Raw genomic sequence first — 17,121 nt, 5'->3', positions numbered from 1 at the left:
ACATGAGCTTCCGGGCGATCGCGAGATGCGAGGCGGCCTGGCGCACCTGGGAGGGCGGCGGCCTGCAGCGCGTGGTCCTCTGGCAGGGACCGGGGGCCGATCAGGCCATCGTCGCCGAAGGCGCCGCTGTCGTCGCCGGACCGGACGGATATGCGGCACGCTTTCGCGTCGACTGCGACACCGCCTGGCGGGTCCGCTTCGCCCGGATCCGCATCGCGGGCGGTGCCGCGCTCGAGCTGCACGCGGATGGGGACGGGCGCTGGCGGGACGGCAACGGCACCGAACTGGCGGCGTTCTCCGGCTGCATCGACATCGATCTGCAGGCAAGCCCGCTGACCAACGTGCTGCCGATCCGGCGGACCGGCTTCACCGCCGGTCAGGCCCGCGAATTCCGGATGGTCTACGTGGCCTTCCCCTCCCTCGACATCTTCGTCGACGAGCAGCGCTACACGTGCATCGAGCCCTGCCGCCGCTATCTGTACGAGGCGGTCGACGGCAGTTTCTCGGCCGAGCTTCCCGTCGACGAGGACGGCCTCGTGCTGGACTACCCGGGCCTGTTCAGGCGGGTGGCGTCATGATTCCGGATGCGCCGCTCTATTTGCGGAGCAGGGGATAGCCCTCGACGTGGATGAAGTCGGTGTCCTGCACGGGAATATGGCACCCGATGCAGTCGGTCTGGTAGTTCGTGGTGATGGTCGCCTCCGGCGCATCCGCATTGAACTTCGCCCAGCCCCAGCCGTCGCCCCACAGCGGCCCCTGCGGGGGATTCGTCTCCGGCGGCTTGATCATCGCGAACCAGCCCTTCAGCTCTCCCAGCGACGACACCATGTCGTCGCCCTCCCCAGTCGTCACGCCGTCGCGCAATTCCTTGATGATCACGGTTCCCTCCGGGAACTCCCCGGATTCGCGGTAGGCCGTCACCGTCTCGGGCTGGGTGTAGATCACGTTGATCTGCTTGGCGCCGCTTCCGCCGAGATGGATGAAGGTGCCCAGCATGGTCCAGTCACGCTGGTAGTTCTGCGTGGTCATGACGATCGTGCCGTCCGGCTTCACCATCGCCGATGCCGCCCCCTCGTCGGCGGCCGGCGCATCCACCGACACCGCACCGATGACGGCCGCCAGGCCGGCCAGGTAGTGCAACGCCTTCATCGGACTTTTTCTCCTCAGACTTTCGGAAATGGCGGGCAGTCGCCGCCCCGGGGGACCACTCCCGCCTCAACGCGAGGCAAGGTCGGTGATGATCGTGTTGGCCATCGCAGCAAGTTGCGCGGCCGCGCCGGCGTCGAACCGGTTGATGGCGGCGAACACGCCGACGCCCCGCGCGGGCGAAAATGCCAGATGGCTGATGATGCCGGATCGTCCACCCGTCTTCTGGTAGACGAGCGGACGGTCGCCGGCCGGGTGCATGATCACCCATGCCAGGCCCATGGCGTCCATCTGCCCCACCTCGGCCGTCGACAGGAATATCGGCGACAGACCGTCGCGTGACAGCCATTGCGCATGGTCGAGCAGGCGCATCTCGGCATCGCCGTCCCGCTCCGTCCGCAGGTGCCACTTGAGCCACCTCACCATGTCGTTGGCGGTGGAGAAGTAGCCGCCGGACGCATCGGGCGGCGCCACCCCCGCGTCCGGAATTTCCTTGCCGTCGGGGCCCTGGCCGTGCAGCCGGTTGGCGAGTTGGCCCGCGCTCGGCGTCAGGGTCGTGGAGGTGAACCCGTTGGGTTTCAGGATCGTCTCGGTCAGGTAGTCGAAGTACGGTTCTCCCGCCGCCGCGACCATGACGTGGGACAGGATGTCGAAGCCGACGTTGGAATAGCTGACGCCGGTCCCCGGTGCGAACAGCAGCGGCGGCTTCAGGTTCGCCTCGAAGACCTCAGGGGTGATGGAGGCGGCAGGATCGAGGGTCTGGCCGGCGGGCGGTTCGATGTCTCGCGCCAGTCCGCTGGCGTGGGTCGCGAGGTCGATCACCCGGATGTCTCGGCCGTTCATCGCCGGCCAGTCGATACCCCACTTGAGGTGCGTCTCGGGCCGATCCTCGAATCCGAGCCTGCCGTCGGCGACCAGGCTGGAGAGCATCGCGCCGCTGAAGGTCTTGTAGAGCGAGCCCGTCCGGAAGATGGTTTCGCCGTCCGGCTTCGGTGATCCCGGCCCGGCCCGCTCGCCGAATCCCGCCACCACCGATTTCCCGTCGTGGACGACGGCCATGATCAAGGCGGGAACCCCTGTTGCCGCCACGAAGGTCCCGCCCGACTGCTCCACCATCGTCTGAAGCAGCGGGTCGTCGTCGGCCGCGGCGGCTGCGACCGGCGCGAGGGTCGCGATTGCCGCCACCATCGAACGAACGATAAAACTACGCACAGGCATTTCCCCCTTTTTGCGAATCGTCGGCGCCGCTTTGTTCGCCGCCTACCCTGCCCCTTACACGATTGTCACGGGGAACGTCGCCCGCCGAGTGCAAGAATGACCGGCCTCTAACTCCTCATCAGCCGGCAACCGCAACAATATCGCGCTCCGGCTCCGTCACGGCGATTCAGTTTGCCGCGAAGACCGGTCCGCCGACTGAGTATCGTCTAACGGCATGCCGGACATGGCGCGGCGTCTGATTACGCGGCATTTCGCTGCCTTGCCCGGGTGGACGCCGGATGGCGTGTACGGAATGATCGGAACTCGGGCAGCGCGTCGGGCAAGCATCCGGCGGACGGAGGAAACATGTCGGCATCCATCAGCTATCTCACCACCATCCGGTTCGGCGAAGGCGCCGTTGGCGAGATCGACGAGGACCTGGGCGCACTGGGCATTTCGCGTGCCCTGATCGTCGCCGATGCCGGAGTGGTGGCCGCCGGGCTGGTCGAACGGGTCACGGACGCGGTTCCCGCCGAGCGGATCGCCGGGGTGTTCGACGGCACCCCCTCCAATCCGACCCAACGCGCCGCCGAGAAGGCGCTCGACCTGTACCGGGAAACCGGGGCGGACGGACTGATCGCGATCGGCGGCGGCTCGCCCATCGACCTTGCCAAGGCGGTCGCGCTGATGGCGACCCACGAGGGGCCGTTCGACAGCTACGCCGCGGTGCTCGGCGGCATTCCGCGGATCACGGCAGCGGTCGCGCCGCTAATCGCCGTACCGACCACGGCGGGCACCGGATCGGAGGTCGGCCGCGCCGCGCTGGTCACCCTCGACGACGGGCGCAAGCTCGGATTCATATCGCCGCACATGATCCCGAACCGTGCCGTCTGCGATCCGGAACTCACCTACGGCATGCCGCCCGGCCTGACGGCGGCGACCGGCATGGACGCAATCAGCCACTGCATCGAGACCTACCTGTCGCCGCGCTTCAACCCGCCGGCCGAGGCCATCGCCCTGGACGGTCTGGCACGCGCCGTCGCCAGTTTGCCGAAGGCGGTGGAGGACGGCGCCGACGTCGGCGCCCGCCGCGAGATGATGATCGCCGCCCTGCACGGCGGCCTGACCTTCCAGAAGGGCCTCGGCGCCATCCACGCCATTTCCCACCCTCTCGGCGGCCTCGAGGAGCCCTCGCTTCACCACGGCACGCTGAACGCGGTGCTGCTGCCGCACGTGCTGCGCTTCAACGAAGCCGCCGCGCCCGGGAAGTATGCCGCGATGCGCGAGGTGGTCGGCATCGCGCCCGACGCCGACCTGGCCGGCTACTTCGAGGCGCTGAACGCGACGATCGGCATGCCGAAGACGCTGTCGGAGATGGGCCTGCCCCGCCAGGCGATCCCGCCGATCGTCGAGGGCGCCCTGAAGGACCATTCGGTGCCGACCAACCCGCGCGCCCTGGACGCGGCCTCCGTCAAGGCGCTGATGGAGGCGGCCTACTAGAAGGGCCTATCCCCCCTGCACCAGCCGGGTCATCTGGAGGCCTTCGCGCAGCCGCTTGTCGCGATTGTAGATGTCGTTGCGGAAATTGACCGTCCCGTCCTTGTTCACCCAGGCGGTCAGATAGGTGACGTGGACCGGGAGCGGCTCCTCCAGGTTGACGACCGTCTTCTTGCCCGAGGCGATGACGCTGCGGATCTTCTCGGCCGTCCAGCCCTGGGTGCCGAGGATCACGGCGCCGAGCTCGACCGGATCCTGGACCCGCACGCAGCCGTGGCTGAAAGCCCGCGATGAGCGCGCGAACAGGCCCTTCGACGGGGTATCGTGGATGTAGATGTTGTACTGGTTCGGGAACATGAACTTGATCTGGCCGAGCGCGTTGCCGGGGCCGGGATCCTGCCGCAGCGTGTAGCGGAAGTTCGACGGGGAGATCGCGTTCCAGTCCACCGAATAGGGATCGATCCGGCCGTTGCCCGCGTAGACGTGGATGTTCTGAGCGGCGAGCGCCCCGGGAGACTTCCTGAGCTTCGGAAGATATTCGTTGCGGGCGATCGAGTTCGGTACCGTCCAGTCGGGGTTGATCACCACGTACTGCATGATCTCGTCGAAGACCGGCGTGCGCGTATAGGGCTTGCCGACCACGGTGCGGGCGGTGTGGATGGTCCGGCCGTTGTCGACGACCTTGAGGACCTGGTCGGCGAGATTGACGAAGACGTAGCGCTCTCCCAGGTCGTCCACCATCCAGCGGCGGCGCTCCATGTTGAGCTCCATCGTCTCGATGCGCTCCTCGATCGGCGTGTTCATTTCCGCCAGCGTCGCCGGGCCCACGGCGCCGTCGACGTCGATGCCGTGACGTTCCTGGAAGCGGTTGACCGACGCCTCCAGTTCCTCGTCGAACAGTGTCGATGGGTCGTCGGGATCGCCGAGATAGTCGCCGACAGCCGAGAGATACTGACGCAGCGCCGGCACGCGCGGATCGTCCATGCCGGGCTTCAGCGTCTCGCCGTCCGGAACGGTTGGCCAGCCGCCGAGCGCCGCCATCTCGCGGTACTCCGCCAGCATCGTCGCCAGCCGCAGGTACTCATCGGTCTGCGGCGCCAGCGTGTGCACGTAGGGGCCGATGTCGTCGGCTCCCTCCGCCCCGTGGATCAGCTTCCCCGCGTCGATCGGGTCGGGATTCATGTGGACTTCCGAATCCACGGAATTCGGCTCGACCCGGCCGGCGCTCAGGTCGCGGCCATAGTCGAGGAAGGCGCGGGTCAGCAGCAGTTCGAGCCGCGCCAGGCTGCGCACGTCCGACTGCTCCATGAGTTCGGAAAGACGGCCGACATGGTAGTCGTTCGGCTCGAGTCCGTCCGCAGAGGCGTTCTGCAGCACCGCCAGCAGTTCCCGGCCCTTGGTCTTCGGGCCGTCGTCGCGCACCCAGATCGGCGTGAACGAGCGTAAGTGATAGTAGGCATAGACTTGGAACAGGCGCTCGTCCTCGAGGTCGGAGCCGAACGGCGCCTCCCCGTCGCGGACGATCTGGGCAATCTCGCGCGCCACCTGCTTGGGTTCCTGGGCGGCGGCGGACTGGATGGCTGCCGGCTGGAGGCCCCACCCGACCCCGAAGGCCATCAGCGCCAGAACCAGAAATCTTCTCGTCGTTGCCATCGTTTCCTGCTCCACCGGAATCAGCGTGCCGTTCACCCTCGCCCTCACTACCGCATTTACGGCACGTAACCCGCGAACTCAACAAACCGTGCGCGACGGAATTCCTCCGCGCTCGCCTTGTGCCCCGACCCGGCAGGGCCCACAATCCGCCCTCCCCCACAAACCGGCCCCCAGGGAGGAGTGCCATGACGATCACGCGCAGGACGGTTCTCGGGGCGGCGGCCATTCAGGGTCTGCTGTGGCTCGCGATGCCGGCAGCGCTTGCCTCCGACGAGCCCGCCGTCGCCGACAACGGACTGTTCACGCAGCCCTTCTTCATCGAGACCTTCCTCGAATTTGCCGACGATCACGCCGAGGCGGCCGCCGAGGGCAAGGGACTCGTCGTCATCTTCGAGCAGCGCGGTTGCCCGTACTGCCGGGAGATGCACCGGGTGAATTTCGCCGATCCGCAGATCGCCGACTTCGTCAGCGACCATTTCAACGTCATCCAGCTCGACATGTGGGGATCGCGCGAGGTCACGGACTTCGACGGCGAGCAGATGGAGGAAAAGGCGCTGGCGCGCAAATGGGGCGTCAACTTCACACCCACGCTGGTGTTCTTCGCAGCCGACGCCGATGTGGCGGGAAAGCCCGGGAACACCGTCGAGTCGGCCCGCCTGCCCGGATATTTCAAGCCGTTCCACTTCCTGTCTATGTTCGAGTTCGTCGACAGCGGCGCCTGGCGGGACGAGCCCTTCCAGCGCTTCCTGCAGCAGAAGGGCGAGCGGCTGCGCGAACAGGGCAAGGAGGTCGATCTCTGGTGAGATCGCCGCTGCAGAACCGGGTGACGCCCTCCGGCGAACTGGTTGCCGCAGACGCGCGCGGAACCGTGTTCGGCAACCGCGGCGGCCGGTTTCACGACCCTGCGACCCGCACCGTCGGCCGTCGCCGCTGGGCGTCGCGACAATGGATCGTCTGCGTGCTCGAGTTCAGGAACCGCCGCCGGGCGGTCTGGGGCGACGGCTATACCGAGCTGTTCTTCCTGGACGAGGTGACGGCCCTGGCAGCCGGCCACCGGCCATGCTTCGAGTGCCGCCGCAGCGACGCCGTGTCCTTCGCGGAAGCCTTCGCCGCGGGCTCCGGCCGCACGATGCGGCTGCGCGCCCCGGAGATGGACGCCGTCCTGCACGCCCAGCGGCTCGACGGTCGCGCCAAGCGGCGTCACGCGGCGGACGTCGCAGCGTTGCCGGCCGGCGCCGTAATCGAGATCGGCGAGCAGGCATTCGCGCTGGGCGAAGACCGGCTGCTGCCGTGGTCGCTCGGGGGATACGGCCCTTCGCTGCCGCGGCCCGCCGGCGGTCCGGCCGTCGTCGTCACCCCGCCTGCGACGATCGCCGCGCTTGCGGCCGGCTACCGCCCGATCTGGCACCCGAGCGCCACGGTTGCCTAGGCCGCGGCGCCGACCATGTCGCCGGAATTGACCAGCAGGGTGCGGATCTCGTCGAGCGGCACCGGCCGGCTGAACAGGAACCCCTGCACCTCGGTGACGCCCTCGTCGATCAGCGCGCGAAGCTGCTCTTTCGTCTCGACGCCTTCCGCGGTCGTATCGATGCCGAGGTCGGTGCCGAGCGAGGATACGGCCCGGATGATCGCGCGGCAGTCGGCCTGCGCCTCGACGCCCTGGATGAAGGAGCGGTCGATCTTGATGCGGTCGAACGGGAAGCGGCGCAGGTAGCTCAGCGAGGAGTAGCCGGTCCCGAAATCGTCCATGGAGATGCGCACCCCGATGTCGCGGAGCTGGTGAAGGGCGTCCAGCGTCTCCTCGCTCTCCAGCAGCAGCACGGATTCGGTGATCTCCAGTTCCAGCCGCGCCGGATCGAGATTGGCATGGCTCAAGGCCTGGGTAACCGTCGAGACGATGCCGTGCTGCTTGAACTGGACCGAAGACAGGTTGATGGCGATACCCAGATGGTCCGACAGCCAGGCGACGTCGCGGCACGCCTGGCGCACGACCCAGTCGCCAAGCGGCACGATCAGGCCGATCTCCTCGCACAGCGGCACGAAGCTGCCCGGCAGCTTCAGCCCCTCGCGCGGATGACGCCAGCGCAACAGGGCCTCCACGCCGCTGATGTGGCCCGTCGCGAGGCTGACGATCGGCTGGTAGAAGATCTCGAATTCGCCCGTCACCATCGCCTGGCGCAGATCGACCTCGAGTTCGCGGCGGTTCCTGAGCCGCGATTCCATCTCGGTCTCGAAGAAGCGGTAGGCCCGGCGGCCTGCGTCCTTGGCGCGGTACAGGGCCAGGTCTGCATGCTTTAGAAGCTGCTCGGCCACCTCGCCGTGATCGGGGGCAAGGGCAATCCCGATGCTGGCGCCGACGAGCACCTGCTGGCCGTCGAGGGTGAAGGCGGCGCTCAGGACCTCGATGATCCGGCGCGCTAGGATGCTGGCCGACTCCGGGCCCTGGCAGCTCGACTGCAGGATCGCGAACTCGTCGCCGCCCAGCCGGGCGATCATGTCGGTGTCGCGGACGCAGACCTGCAGGCGGCGGGTCACCGCCTGCAGCAGCGCGTCGCCGGCCGGATGGCCGAGTGAGTCGTTCACCGCCTTGAAATTGTCGAGGTCCAGGCACAGCAGGGCGAACCCGTCGCCGTCGCGCGCCCGCTCCAGCGCCACCTCGAGCTGCTCGCTGAGCAGCAGCCGGTTCGGCAGCCCTGTCAGGTTGTCGTGACGGGCCATGTGGGCGATCTTCTGCTCCGCGCGGCGCCGGGCGGTTATGTCTTCGTGCGTCGCCACCGAGCCGCCGCTGGGAATTCGCGTGTGCGAGACGCGATAGACGGTGCCGTCGGCGAACTCGTCGATCGACTCCCACCGGTCCCGGCCGACCGCCACCTGCCGTTCGTGCAGAAACCTGTCGGGATCGGTGCCGTGGTACCGGCCGGACGAGACCCGGTACTCGAGAATATCCTCCAGCGCGGTGCCCGGCTGGGTGAGTTCCTCGGGAAGGGCATACATCTCCGCGTAGCGGCGATTGCAGACGATCAGGCGGAAGTTCTCGTCGAACATCGACAGGCCCAGCGACATGTTGTCAATGGCCGTGCCGAAGCGGGTGTTCTGGGCTTCGAGGCGATTGTTGGCCTGGCGCAGGTCCTCGAGCGCCTGGGACAGCTTCTGATGGGCTTCATGCTCGGCGGTGACATCGGCGCCTACGCCGCGATAGCCGCGAAACGTACCGTCCGCCTCGAAGATCGGCTCGCCGCTCACCCGGAACCAGCGGACGGCGCCGTCGTTGCGCTGGAAGGGATATACCAGGTCGCGAAACGGCCGCTTGGCCAGCAGATCATCGATGTGAGCCTGCCAGAATTCGCGGTTCTCGGCATTCAGGGCGATTTCCAGCCGGCTTTTCCCGATCCCCTCGTGCGGCGACACGCCGGTGGCGGTGATCAGGTTTGCCGAGAAATAGGAGAAGCGATAGTCTTGGTCCATTTCCCAGAACCAATCCGACATAAGTTCCGCAAAGTCCTCGAGAAGACGTTCCGGCAAGGCATTCCCTCAGGCAAAGGCACCGGGCCGTCCGCCGCGGCCCGCAAACCATGCTCGAACTATATTGACTAAGTAAAAGCTAATCCAGCGCGTCTGGTTCGATCCTGCTTAGCTGCGGCTTCCCCGCAACCCGCGCCTCAGCATCGCCGCCGGCCGGCCGTCGATCGCCGCCAGCCCCAGCCCGATCAGGCCGGCGCCGGCAAAGACGCGCGGATCGAGCCGCTCGCCGAGCAGCATGTAGCCAAGCACGACGGCCGTCACCGGCAGCAGAAACGTCACCAGCGAAAAGTTCGTGGCGCCGGCGCTGCGCAGGATCCGGAACACCAGCAGGTATCCGAAGGCCGTCGACAGCACGCCCAGGCACAGGATGGCCGCGATCGAGGCCGGGCCGGGAACGGCCTGCGCCCAGGGCGGCGCGAACGCCAGCACGGGCGGCACCATGAGGACCGTCGAGCAGATCATCTGGCCGGCTGCCGAGGCGACCGGCGGCCGATCATGGAAGCGCCGGGCGAAGACGCTGGACATCGCATAGGGGAAGCTCGCCAGCAGCATGGCGACCTGCGCCAGGATCGCCGTTCCCAGCCCCTGCAGCGCGTCCGGGCCGATCAGCACGACGACGCCGGCGATGCCGATGGCAATACCTGCGATCTTGCCGGGCGTGAGCTTCTCGTCGGCGGTGAACCTGTTCGCCAGAACGACGGTGAACAGAGGCGTCGTCGCGTTGAGGATCGCGGCAAGCCCGCTGGCGATTTCGGTCTGCCCCCAGGTGATCAGCGTCCAGGGAACGATGTTGTTGAGGATCGACATCATGAAGAGCGGCCGCCAGTAGGCGACCGTCATCGGCATCCGCACCCCCGCCAGGCGCACCGCGCAGCCCAGCACCAGGGCCCCGATCGCCACCCGGCCGAAGACGATCAGGAACGGATTGATGTCCGCGACCGCCACACCGACGAAGAAGTAGGATCCGCCCCACAGGATCGAGAGCATCACGATGCTCGCCCAGTCGGTCAGCCCCATCTCCCGGGAGATCGTCGTCACGGCCCTGCCCGCAGTCCTGTCGCGCCCACGCACCGGCCAGCCCGATACCCGCATCCGGGTGTGCTGTCCATTGCTCGGGCGCAAATGTCGCCTGTCAGCGCGCCCGGACGCGGCGGCCGGCGGCGACAGCGCGAATGGCGCTGAAAGGGCGGCCATCGATCGCGGCCAGCCCGATGCCGATCAGCACCATTCCCGCAAGGTTCGAGGCCGTGACCGTCTCGCCGAGCAGCAGGGCGCCGAGCGCCAGGGCGCTTACGGGGATCAGGAAGGTCACCAGCGACAGATTGGTGGACCCGGCCGTCTGCAGTATGCGGAAGTAGATCAGGTAGGCGAGTGCGGTGGCGGCCAGCGCCAGCGCCAGGATCGCCCCGGCCGTCGCGGCGGACGGCGCCGAAAGCCGCCACGGCGTATCGACGACGAGGATGATCGGCAGCAGCAGGATGCTCGACGACGTCACCTGTCCCGCGGCGACGACCAGCGGCGGCCGGCCGGACAGGCGCCGGCCCCAGATCGTCGCGAACGCATAGGAAACCGCTGCGCCGACGCAGGCGAGCTGCGCCAGCACGTCGAGGCCTAGTCCGGACAGCGTGTCGAGGCCGATCATGACCGCCACCCCGCCCAGTCCGATCAGCACGCCGGCGAGCTTTTGCGGGGTCATTCTTTCGTCCGCCGTCAGGACATGCGCGCAAAGCACGGTGAAGAGCGGCGTCGTCGCGTTCAGGATCGCCGCCAGGCCGCTCGTCACCTGCGTCATCGCCCAGAACAGCAACCCGAAGGGGATCACGTTGTTGATCGTCCCCATCACCAGGAACGGCAGCCACTCCCGCCCCGACGGCATGCCGAGCCCGCGAATGCGCACGATCGCCACCAGCGTTGCCGCCGCGATCGACACGCGGAGAAACGCCACCGTGAGCGGCGGCAGCTCCCCGACCGCCACCTTGGCGAACAGGAACGAGCCGCCCCACAAGAGAGACAGGACAAGAAGCAGCGCCCATTCGACGGCTCCCATCGGGGCCGAGATTTTGTTCATGCCAGGCGAACCTTATTGGTGAGCGGCGCGTTTCTAGTCGGTTGTGCCGGCGGCACCCACCCGGTTCTTGCGAAACGGTGACTCCGGCACGATGATGCCGGGACGAGGCCGATGAAGGAGACTGACATGAAGGATATCGAGCGCCTGACCAGGAAGAGCGAGAAGGACCGCCTCAAGGACCAGAAGAAGCGAGCGGAAGACCGGGATCTGGACGAGGAACTCGATGATACCTTTCCCGCCAGCGACCCGCCGTCGATCACCCAGCCCGTCCACGAGGACGATGACGAGAAAGACGACGGCAAGAAGTAGCGCTTCGTCGCGCGACGAAGCGCGCAGCATGTGTCGGACGGTTGCCGACGCACCGCTTCCAAACTAGAACGCGGCATCCCGAGACCGGGTACGATCCTTGTACCAGGACGCCGCAATGGACCTGCAACCCACGGAAGACAAGCGCCTGATTCGCGATACGGCGCGCCGTATCGCCGCCGACCGTCTCGCACCGCTGGCGGAGCGGCTCGATCGCGGCGAAGGGCGGAAGGAGTTCCTCTCCAATCTCAAGCTCTTGGCGGAAAACGGCTTCTGCGGCCTGAACGTGCGCGCCGACTACGGCGGCTCGGAGGCCGGTCCGGTCGGCTTCGCACTGGCCATCGAAGCCCTGGCCGAAGGCTGCGCCTCGACGGCGGTGACCCTGTCGGTGACCAACATGGTCGGCGAGATCATCCAGGCCTGCGGCTCCGAGGAACAGCGCGCCGAATACCTGCCGAAGATCTGCGACGGCACCTGGCCCGCGGCGGGATTCTGCCTGACCGAGTCGGGGGCCGGCTCCGATCCCGCCGGCATGCGCACGTCTGCGCGCATGGACGGCAACGGATGGGTGCTGAACGGCTCGAAGCTCTACATAACCAGCGGCGAGATCGCGGGCCTGTTCGTGGTCTGGGCCGTGACCGATCCCGACGCGCCGAAGGGCAAGGGCATTTCCTGCTTTCTGGTTGAGGCGGACACGCCGGGCGTCATCGTCGGCCCCGCCGAAAAGAAGATGGGCCAGACCGGCTCGGCCACCAACGCGGTGACCTTCGAGGACTGTCGCATCCCGGCGTCGGCCATCATGGGAGACGTAAACGACGGCTTCCGCATCGCCGTCGGCGAGCTGGCCGGCGGGCGCATCGGCATCGCCTCGGTGGCGCTCGGCATCGCCCGCGCCGCGATGGATCTGGCCATCGGCTACGTCAGGGAGCGCGAGCAGTTCGGGCGCAAGATCGCCGACATGCAGGGCGTCCAGTGGATGATCGCCGACCGCGAGACCGAACTCGAGGCGGCGCGGCTGCTGATTCTCCAGGCGGCGGCGCTGAAGGCGTCAGGCGCGCCGTTCGCCAAGGCCGCCTCCATGGCGAAGCTCTATGCCACCGAAGCTGCGCAGCGCGCCACCTATACGGCTCTGCAGCTTCACGGCGGCGCCGGATACATCCGCGACTATCCGCTCGAACGCCTCGCCCGCGACGTCCGCATCACCACGATCTACGAGGGCACCTCCGAGATCCAGCGCATGATCATCGCGCGGGAGACGCTTCGCTAGGCCGCGACTGTCGCCAGGTAGACGGTCTGCGTGAACGGCTTGTCCTGCAGCGGATTGTCGAAGGTCACTTCTTCGGCGCGCGCCTCGGCGAAAACCGATGCAAGCTTCGTGCGGAAGGTTTCGTCCGGCCGGTCGTTGGACCAGAGCCCGAATACGCCGCCGGGCTTCAGATGCGCCGCGAGCCGATTTAGCCCTTCCTGCGCGTAGAACCGAGCGTTCTGCGCATCGAGCAGGAACTCCGGCGAATGGTCGATGTCGAGCAGGATCGCATCGAAGACCCGGCCGGGCGACCGGGAATCGAAACCGGCCTCGCCCGTCGCCAGCGCGAAGAAGTCGCCATGGACAAAACGGCACCGCGCATCGCCGGTCAGTTCCGGCCCGAGCGGCACCAGGCCCTCGTTGTGCCAGTCGATCACCGCCTGCAGGTAGTCGACGACCAGCAGCGAGGATACGCGGCCGTCTTCCAGAACGGCCTTGGCGGTATGGCCGAGTCCGAGCCCGCCGACGACCACGTCGAACCCGTCGCCCGAAAGGCCTGCGAGGCCCAGCCGGGCGAGCGCGATCTCCGAGGCCGTAAAGCGGCTCGACATCAGGTACTCGTCGCCGAGCTTGATCTCGAACACGTCGACGCCAAGCTTCGGGTCGCGCCGGCGACGCAGGCTCAGCGCGCCGATCGGCGTCGGCCGGTAGTCGAGTTCCTCGAACAGTGCGCTCATGGCCCCTCTTACCCCCCGTGGAGGACGAAGGCCACGGCAAACGGCGAGAGATCCGTTCGCGCCGCTATTCGCCGCGCGGAAAGCGCTGGGACTCCTCGAGCACGTTCAGGTCCATGTGATTGCGCATGTAGCGCTCCGAGGCGCGGCGCAGCGGCTGGTAGTCCCAGGGATAGTAGGCGCCGTTGCGCAGCGCCTCGTAAACGACGTGCCGGCGGGCCTGGCTGGCGCGGACCTCGCGGTCGAAGCGGGCGAGGTCCCAGCGTTCCAGCGCCGTTGTGGTCATCGAGGCGACCGTTTCGACATGGTCGGGGTCCGCGGCAAGGTTGGTCAGTTCGTCGGGATCGGCGTCGAGGTCGAACAGCTGCGGCGGATCGAGTTCGCACAGCACCAGCTTGAAGCGACCGTCGCGCAGCGCCACCAGCGGTGCCTCGGAACCTTCCGCGGCGTATTCCATCGGCACGACGCCGCGCGACGCGGTCCCGCCGGCCAGGCCGACCACGCTCTCCCCGTCGGTCCAGGGACTGACCTGCCCGAGATCGACGCCGGCCAGTTCGGCGAGCGTCGGCACAACGTCCAGCGTCGACACCGGGTCGGCGATCCGCTTCGCCGGCATGCCGGGCGCGGCGATCATCAGCGGCACGCGCGCGGAGCCCTCGAAGAAGCTCATCTTGAACCACAGCCCGCGGGCGCCGAGCATGTCGCCGTGGTCGGAGGCGAAGACCACGATCGTGTCGTCCTCCATCCGGCAGCGCTTCAGCACGTCGAGGATCTCGCCGATCTTGTCGTCGACATAGGAAATGTTGGCGAAGTAGCCGCGCCGCGCGCGGCGGATGTTCTCCGCGGTGATCTCGAAGGAGGCGTAGTCGCTCGCCCTCATCAGCCGCTGCGAATGCGGGTCCTGGTCGTCGAACGGAATGGCGGGCACGGCCGGCTCGAGGGCGCCGCACTGCTCGTAGAGATCCCAGTAGCGCCGGCGCGCGACGTAGGGATCGTGAGGATGGGTGAAGCTGACGGTCAGGCACCAAGGCCGCTCGTCGTGGCCGCGCGCCAGGTCGTAGAGCTTGTTGACGGCGTTGTAGGCGACCTCGTCGTCGTATTCGAGCTGGTTGGTGATCTCCGCGACCCCCGCGCCGGTGACCGAGCCGAGATTGTGGTACCACCAGTCGATCCGCTCGCCCGGCCGGCCGTAGTCGGGCGTCCAGCCGAAATCTGCCGGATAGATGTCCGTCGTCAGCCGCTCCTCCAGCCCGTGCAGCTGGTCGGGGCCGACGAAATGCATCTTGCCGGACAGGCAGGTGTGATAGCCGGCGCGGCGCAGGTGATGCGCGTAGGTCGGGATGTCGGAGCCGAATTCCGCCGCGTTGTCGTAGACGCGGGTGCGTGACGGCAGCTGGCCCGACATGAACGACGCCCGCCCCGGCGCGCACAGCGGGCTCGCGGTATACGCATTGGCGAACCGCGTCGACCGCTCCGCCAGCGCGGCGAGGTTCGGCGCGTGCAGGAAATCGGCCGGGCCGTCCGGAAACAGGGTTCCGTTGAGCTGGTCGACCATCAGGATGAGGATGTTGGGGCGGGTCACTCTGTGCAGTCCCGTTCAGGCCGAATGTCCGCGGTCCGCGTGTCGGGGAGAGCGGCCGCGACCCCGTCGCGACCGGTCCGTCCCCTTGGAATGGCCCTACAGGCCGAGCGCGTCCTTGACCGCCGGCAGGCCGGGCTGGCCGTCCAGCGTCGTGACGTTCTCGAGCCACGGCTCGATGACCTGCGGATGCGCCTTCAGCCAGTCCCTGGCCGCGGCGTCCGGCTCCTGGCCGTCGTCGAGGATCTTGCCCATGAGTTCGTTCTCCATGGAGACCTCGAACTGGAGGTTCCTGAAGAGCTGCGCGGCGTTCGGGCATTTCTCCGCCCATCCCGTACGCGCCAGCGTGTAGACTTCGGCGCCGCCGTAGTTCGGGCCGAAGTAGTCGTCGCCGCCCGACAGGTACTCGATGTCGAAACGGCTGTTCATCGGGTGCGGTGCCCAGGCCAGGAAGACGATCCACTTCTCGTCGTCCTGGTTGCGCGCCACCTGGGCGAGCATCGCCTGCTCGCCGGATTCCACGACGCTCCAGTCGCCGAGGTCGAAATCGTTGGCGTCGATCATCTTCTGGATGTTGGAGTTGGCCGGCGCCCCGGGCTCGATGCCGTAGATCTCCCTGCCGAACTTGTCGGCATTGGCATTGAGATCCTTGAAGTCCTTGACCCCCGCCTCGGCCACGTAGGACGGCACCGCGAGGGTGAACTTCGCGCCCGTGAGGTTCTTGGCCAGGACGTCGACGGCCTTGGCCTCGTTCAGGTCGTCCATGAACTTCTGCTGCGCCGGCATCCAGTTGCCGAGGAAGACGTCGATGTCGCCGTTCTTCATCGACTGATAGCCAATCGGCACCGACAGCGTCTTGATGTCCGGCTCGTAGCCGAGCGCTTCGAGCAGCACCGTGGCGACGCCGTTGGTGGCATTGATGTCCGTCCAGCCGGGATCGGACATGAGAATGGTCTCGCAGCTGGCATCGTCCGCGGCCAGCACCGGCGTGCTATAGACGGCGGCGATGGCGAGAGCGAATGTAAGGCATGTGCGCTTCATATCGGTGTTCCCCTTGGTCACGGCCGGGCGAGGCGGCGCAGTTTTCCGGTCGGCAGATCTTTTTTTGCGGTATTCTGGGTCTGGTGCCGGGATCCGGTCCTATTGAACGCCGAAATCGGGATGAATTTGCACCCCCTGAATCTGGATCGCTGCCATAGGCACAGTCTATGACGGAAAGGAAGCTGGACCTCGGCTGGCTGCGCACCTTCGAAGCCGTCGGCCGACTCGGCAACCTGACGCGCGCCGCCGGCGAGCTCGGCCTGTCGCAGCCCTCCGTCAGCTACCAGATCCGCCGGCTGGAGGAGGAGATCGGCGCGCCGCTGCTGCGCCGCCTGCACCGTGGCATCGAGCTCACCGAGGAAGGCCGCATCTTCCACGAGGCGGCGGCCGCGGGCGTCTCCCGCGTCGACGAGGCGGCGCGGCGGATCCGGCAGCAGGTCCGCAAGCCGGCGGTCCGCCTCTATACCGATTACGGCTTCGCCTCGTTGTGGCTGATGCCGCGCGTGCCGGAGTTCCGCCGGCTCAACCCTGACATCGAGGTCCATATCGTCGCCTCCCAGGCGCTCGAGAGCGACCTGGAGGGCGTCGCCGACATCGCCGTGATGTTCGGCGAGGCGGGCGACTTCGGCGCCGACGCCCGTCTGCTCATGCCCGAGCGGGTGGTGCCGATCTGCGCGCCGGGCTTCCTGCAGCGGTTCGGGCCGGTGCGGGAGGCCGCCGACATCGCCGCGGCCCCGCTCCTGCACCTGGACACCGAGGCGAAGCCGCGCTGGGTCACCTGGCCGAGCTGGCTCGCCGAGCACGGCATTGCCAGGGATCCCGGACAGGCCGACCTCGGGCTGAACACCTACGAGCTCGTCATCCAGGCGGCGATCGCCGAGCAGGGCATCGCGCTCGGCTGGATCGGCCTCGTGGACGCCTTTCTCGAGCGCGGGACGCTGGTCCCGGTCGCCGCCGAGTTGGAGCGGCCCCGGTGGGGCTACTGGCTGGTGCCGACGACATCGCGGAACCCGGCGATGCGGGCGCTCCACGACTGGCTCCTGTTGCCGGATCGGAACGCGCCCGAAACGGAAACCGGCGGCGGGATGCCGGGGCGTTGACCCCGATCAAGGTTCGGGGGCACTCTCACTGC

16 protein-coding genes are annotated in these 17,121 nt (G+C 67.6%); 7 read left to right on the top strand and 9 right to left on the bottom strand.

The genetic code is table 11. From position 1 onward, the window contains the following. Window positions 1-2: 2 nt before the first annotated feature. Window positions 3-578: a putative glycolipid-binding domain-containing protein gene (locus V3328_RS06805; RefSeq protein WP_340328857.1), complete on the top strand. Its 576-nt coding sequence runs from the start codon at window positions 3-5 to the stop codon at window positions 576-578. Between the two features lie 16 nt (window positions 579-594). Here the strand turns inward: V3328_RS06805 and V3328_RS06800 are convergent, their stop codons facing one another. Both V3328_RS06800 and V3328_RS06795 read right to left on the bottom strand, forming a co-directional pair. Continuing rightward, the gene (locus tag V3328_RS06800) at window positions 595-1,149 is read right to left on the bottom strand and encodes a cytochrome P460 family protein (RefSeq protein ID WP_340328856.1); all 555 of its coding nucleotides are present in this window, start codon (window positions 1,147-1,149) and stop codon (window positions 595-597) included. A 66-nt stretch (window positions 1,150-1,215) separates the two neighbouring features. Then, a complete protein-coding gene (locus V3328_RS06795; RefSeq protein ID WP_340328855.1) occupies window positions 1,216-2,358 on the bottom strand; it encodes a serine hydrolase in 1,143 nt (380 codons plus the stop codon). Between the two features lie 351 nt (window positions 2,359-2,709). On the opposite strand from V3328_RS06795, the gene V3328_RS06790 reads away from it, so the two are divergent. Beyond that, window positions 2,710-3,843 (top strand): iron-containing alcohol dehydrogenase, encoded by a 1,134-nt coding sequence (locus tag V3328_RS06790; RefSeq protein WP_340328854.1) that lies wholly within the window; start codon window positions 2,710-2,712, stop codon window positions 3,841-3,843. A 6-nt stretch (window positions 3,844-3,849) separates the two neighbouring features. Here the strand turns inward: V3328_RS06790 and V3328_RS06785 are convergent, their stop codons facing one another. After that, complete coding sequence (locus V3328_RS06785) at window positions 3,850-5,529, bottom strand: L,D-transpeptidase family protein (RefSeq protein ID WP_340328853.1); 1,680 nt, start codon at window positions 5,527-5,529, stop codon at window positions 3,850-3,852. Between the two features lie 149 nt (window positions 5,530-5,678). Between V3328_RS06785 and V3328_RS06780 the strand changes: the two genes are divergently transcribed. Beyond that, a complete protein-coding gene (locus V3328_RS06780) occupies window positions 5,679-6,296 on the top strand; it encodes a thioredoxin family protein (protein ID WP_340328852.1) in 618 nt (205 codons plus the stop codon). Continuing rightward, window positions 6,293-6,922 carry a hypothetical protein gene (locus V3328_RS06775; RefSeq protein WP_340328851.1) on the top strand — a complete coding sequence of 210 codons (630 nt, stop codon included), beginning with the start codon at window positions 6,293-6,295 and terminating at the stop codon, window positions 6,920-6,922. The genes V3328_RS06780 and V3328_RS06775 overlap by 4 nt, the downstream gene beginning before the upstream one ends. Here the strand turns inward: V3328_RS06775 and V3328_RS06770 are convergent. From V3328_RS06770 to V3328_RS06760, 3 genes are all read right to left on the bottom strand, one after another. Further along, the gene (locus V3328_RS06770) at window positions 6,919-9,015 is read right to left on the bottom strand and encodes a putative bifunctional diguanylate cyclase/phosphodiesterase (protein WP_340328850.1); all 2,097 of its coding nucleotides are present in this window, start codon (window positions 9,013-9,015) and stop codon (window positions 6,919-6,921) included. The genes V3328_RS06775 and V3328_RS06770 overlap by 4 nt on opposite strands. A 108-nt stretch (window positions 9,016-9,123) precedes the next feature. After that, window positions 9,124-10,053 carry a DMT family transporter gene (locus V3328_RS06765; RefSeq protein ID WP_340328849.1) on the bottom strand — a complete coding sequence of 310 codons (930 nt, stop codon included), beginning with the start codon at window positions 10,051-10,053 and terminating at the stop codon, window positions 9,124-9,126. Between the two features lie 94 nt (window positions 10,054-10,147). Then, window positions 10,148-11,083, bottom strand: a complete 936-nt coding sequence (locus V3328_RS06760; RefSeq protein WP_340328848.1) for a DMT family transporter — start codon at window positions 11,081-11,083, stop codon at window positions 10,148-10,150. 111 nt (window positions 11,084-11,194) lie between these two features. On the opposite strand from V3328_RS06760, the gene V3328_RS06755 reads away from it, so the two are divergent. Further along, window positions 11,195-11,392 (top strand): hypothetical protein, encoded by a 198-nt coding sequence (locus tag V3328_RS06755; protein WP_340328847.1) that lies wholly within the window; start codon window positions 11,195-11,197, stop codon window positions 11,390-11,392. Window positions 11,393-11,507: 115 nt separating this feature from the next. Further along, on the top strand, window positions 11,508-12,656 hold the full coding sequence (locus V3328_RS06750) for an acyl-CoA dehydrogenase family protein (RefSeq protein WP_340328846.1): 1,149 nt from the start codon (window positions 11,508-11,510) through the stop codon (window positions 12,654-12,656). Here the strand turns inward: V3328_RS06750 and V3328_RS06745 are convergent. The 3 genes from V3328_RS06745 to V3328_RS06735 all read right to left on the bottom strand — a co-directional run bounded on the left by V3328_RS06745 (window position 12,653) and on the right by V3328_RS06735 (window position 15,989). After that, a complete protein-coding gene (locus tag V3328_RS06745) occupies window positions 12,653-13,372 on the bottom strand; it encodes a polyamine aminopropyltransferase (RefSeq protein ID WP_340328845.1) in 720 nt (239 codons plus the stop codon). The genes V3328_RS06750 and V3328_RS06745 overlap by 4 nt on opposite strands. Before the next feature lie 64 nt (window positions 13,373-13,436). Continuing rightward, on the bottom strand, window positions 13,437-14,951 hold the full coding sequence (gene betC, locus V3328_RS06740; protein WP_340328844.1) for a choline-sulfatase: 1,515 nt from the start codon (window positions 14,949-14,951) through the stop codon (window positions 13,437-13,439). A 96-nt stretch (window positions 14,952-15,047) separates the two neighbouring features. Next, on the bottom strand, window positions 15,048-15,989 hold the full coding sequence (locus V3328_RS06735; RefSeq protein ID WP_340328843.1) for a choline ABC transporter substrate-binding protein: 942 nt from the start codon (window positions 15,987-15,989) through the stop codon (window positions 15,048-15,050). Between the two features lie 167 nt (window positions 15,990-16,156). Between V3328_RS06735 and V3328_RS06730 the strand changes: the two genes are divergently transcribed. Further along, complete coding sequence (locus V3328_RS06730; protein WP_340328842.1) at window positions 16,157-17,089, top strand: choline sulfate utilization transcriptional regulator; 933 nt, start codon at window positions 16,157-16,159, stop codon at window positions 17,087-17,089. The last annotated feature ends 32 nt before the right edge of the window (window positions 17,090-17,121 follow it).

Source organism: Microbaculum marinum (genome assembly GCF_037855135.1).
GTDB lineage: Bacteria > Pseudomonadota > Alphaproteobacteria > Rhizobiales > Tepidamorphaceae > Microbaculum > Microbaculum marinum.
Note: the sequence above shows the minus strand (reverse complement) of the source record. Positions and strands in the feature narration are given on the sequence as shown.

What these genes read in the sequence shown, in the direction of transcription:
- V3328_RS06745 (WP_340328845.1), bottom strand. Translation starts at nt 13,372, where the DNA reads ATGAGCGCACTGTTCGAGGAACTCGACTACCGGCCGACGCCGATCGGC.
- V3328_RS06735 (WP_340328843.1), bottom strand. Translation starts at nt 15,989, where the DNA reads ATGAAGCGCACATGCCTTACATTCGCTCTCGCCATCGCCGCCGTCTAT.
- V3328_RS06790 (WP_340328854.1), top strand. Translation starts at nt 2,710, where the DNA reads ATGTCGGCATCCATCAGCTATCTCACCACCATCCGGTTCGGCGAAGGC.
- V3328_RS06750 (WP_340328846.1), top strand. Translation starts at nt 11,508, where the DNA reads ATGGACCTGCAACCCACGGAAGACAAGCGCCTGATTCGCGATACGGCG.
- V3328_RS06805 (WP_340328857.1), top strand. Translation starts at nt 3, where the DNA reads ATGAGCTTCCGGGCGATCGCGAGATGCGAGGCGGCCTGGCGCACCTGG.
- V3328_RS06780 (WP_340328852.1), top strand. Translation starts at nt 5,679, where the DNA reads ATGACGATCACGCGCAGGACGGTTCTCGGGGCGGCGGCCATTCAGGGT.
- V3328_RS06730 (WP_340328842.1), top strand. Translation starts at nt 16,157, where the DNA reads ATGACGGAAAGGAAGCTGGACCTCGGCTGGCTGCGCACCTTCGAAGCC.
- V3328_RS06755 (WP_340328847.1), top strand. Translation starts at nt 11,195, where the DNA reads ATGAAGGAGACTGACATGAAGGATATCGAGCGCCTGACCAGGAAGAGC.
- V3328_RS06760 (WP_340328848.1), bottom strand. Translation starts at nt 11,083, where the DNA reads ATGAACAAAATCTCGGCCCCGATGGGAGCCGTCGAATGGGCGCTGCTT.
- V3328_RS06800 (WP_340328856.1), bottom strand. Translation starts at nt 1,149, where the DNA reads ATGAAGGCGTTGCACTACCTGGCCGGCCTGGCGGCCGTCATCGGTGCG.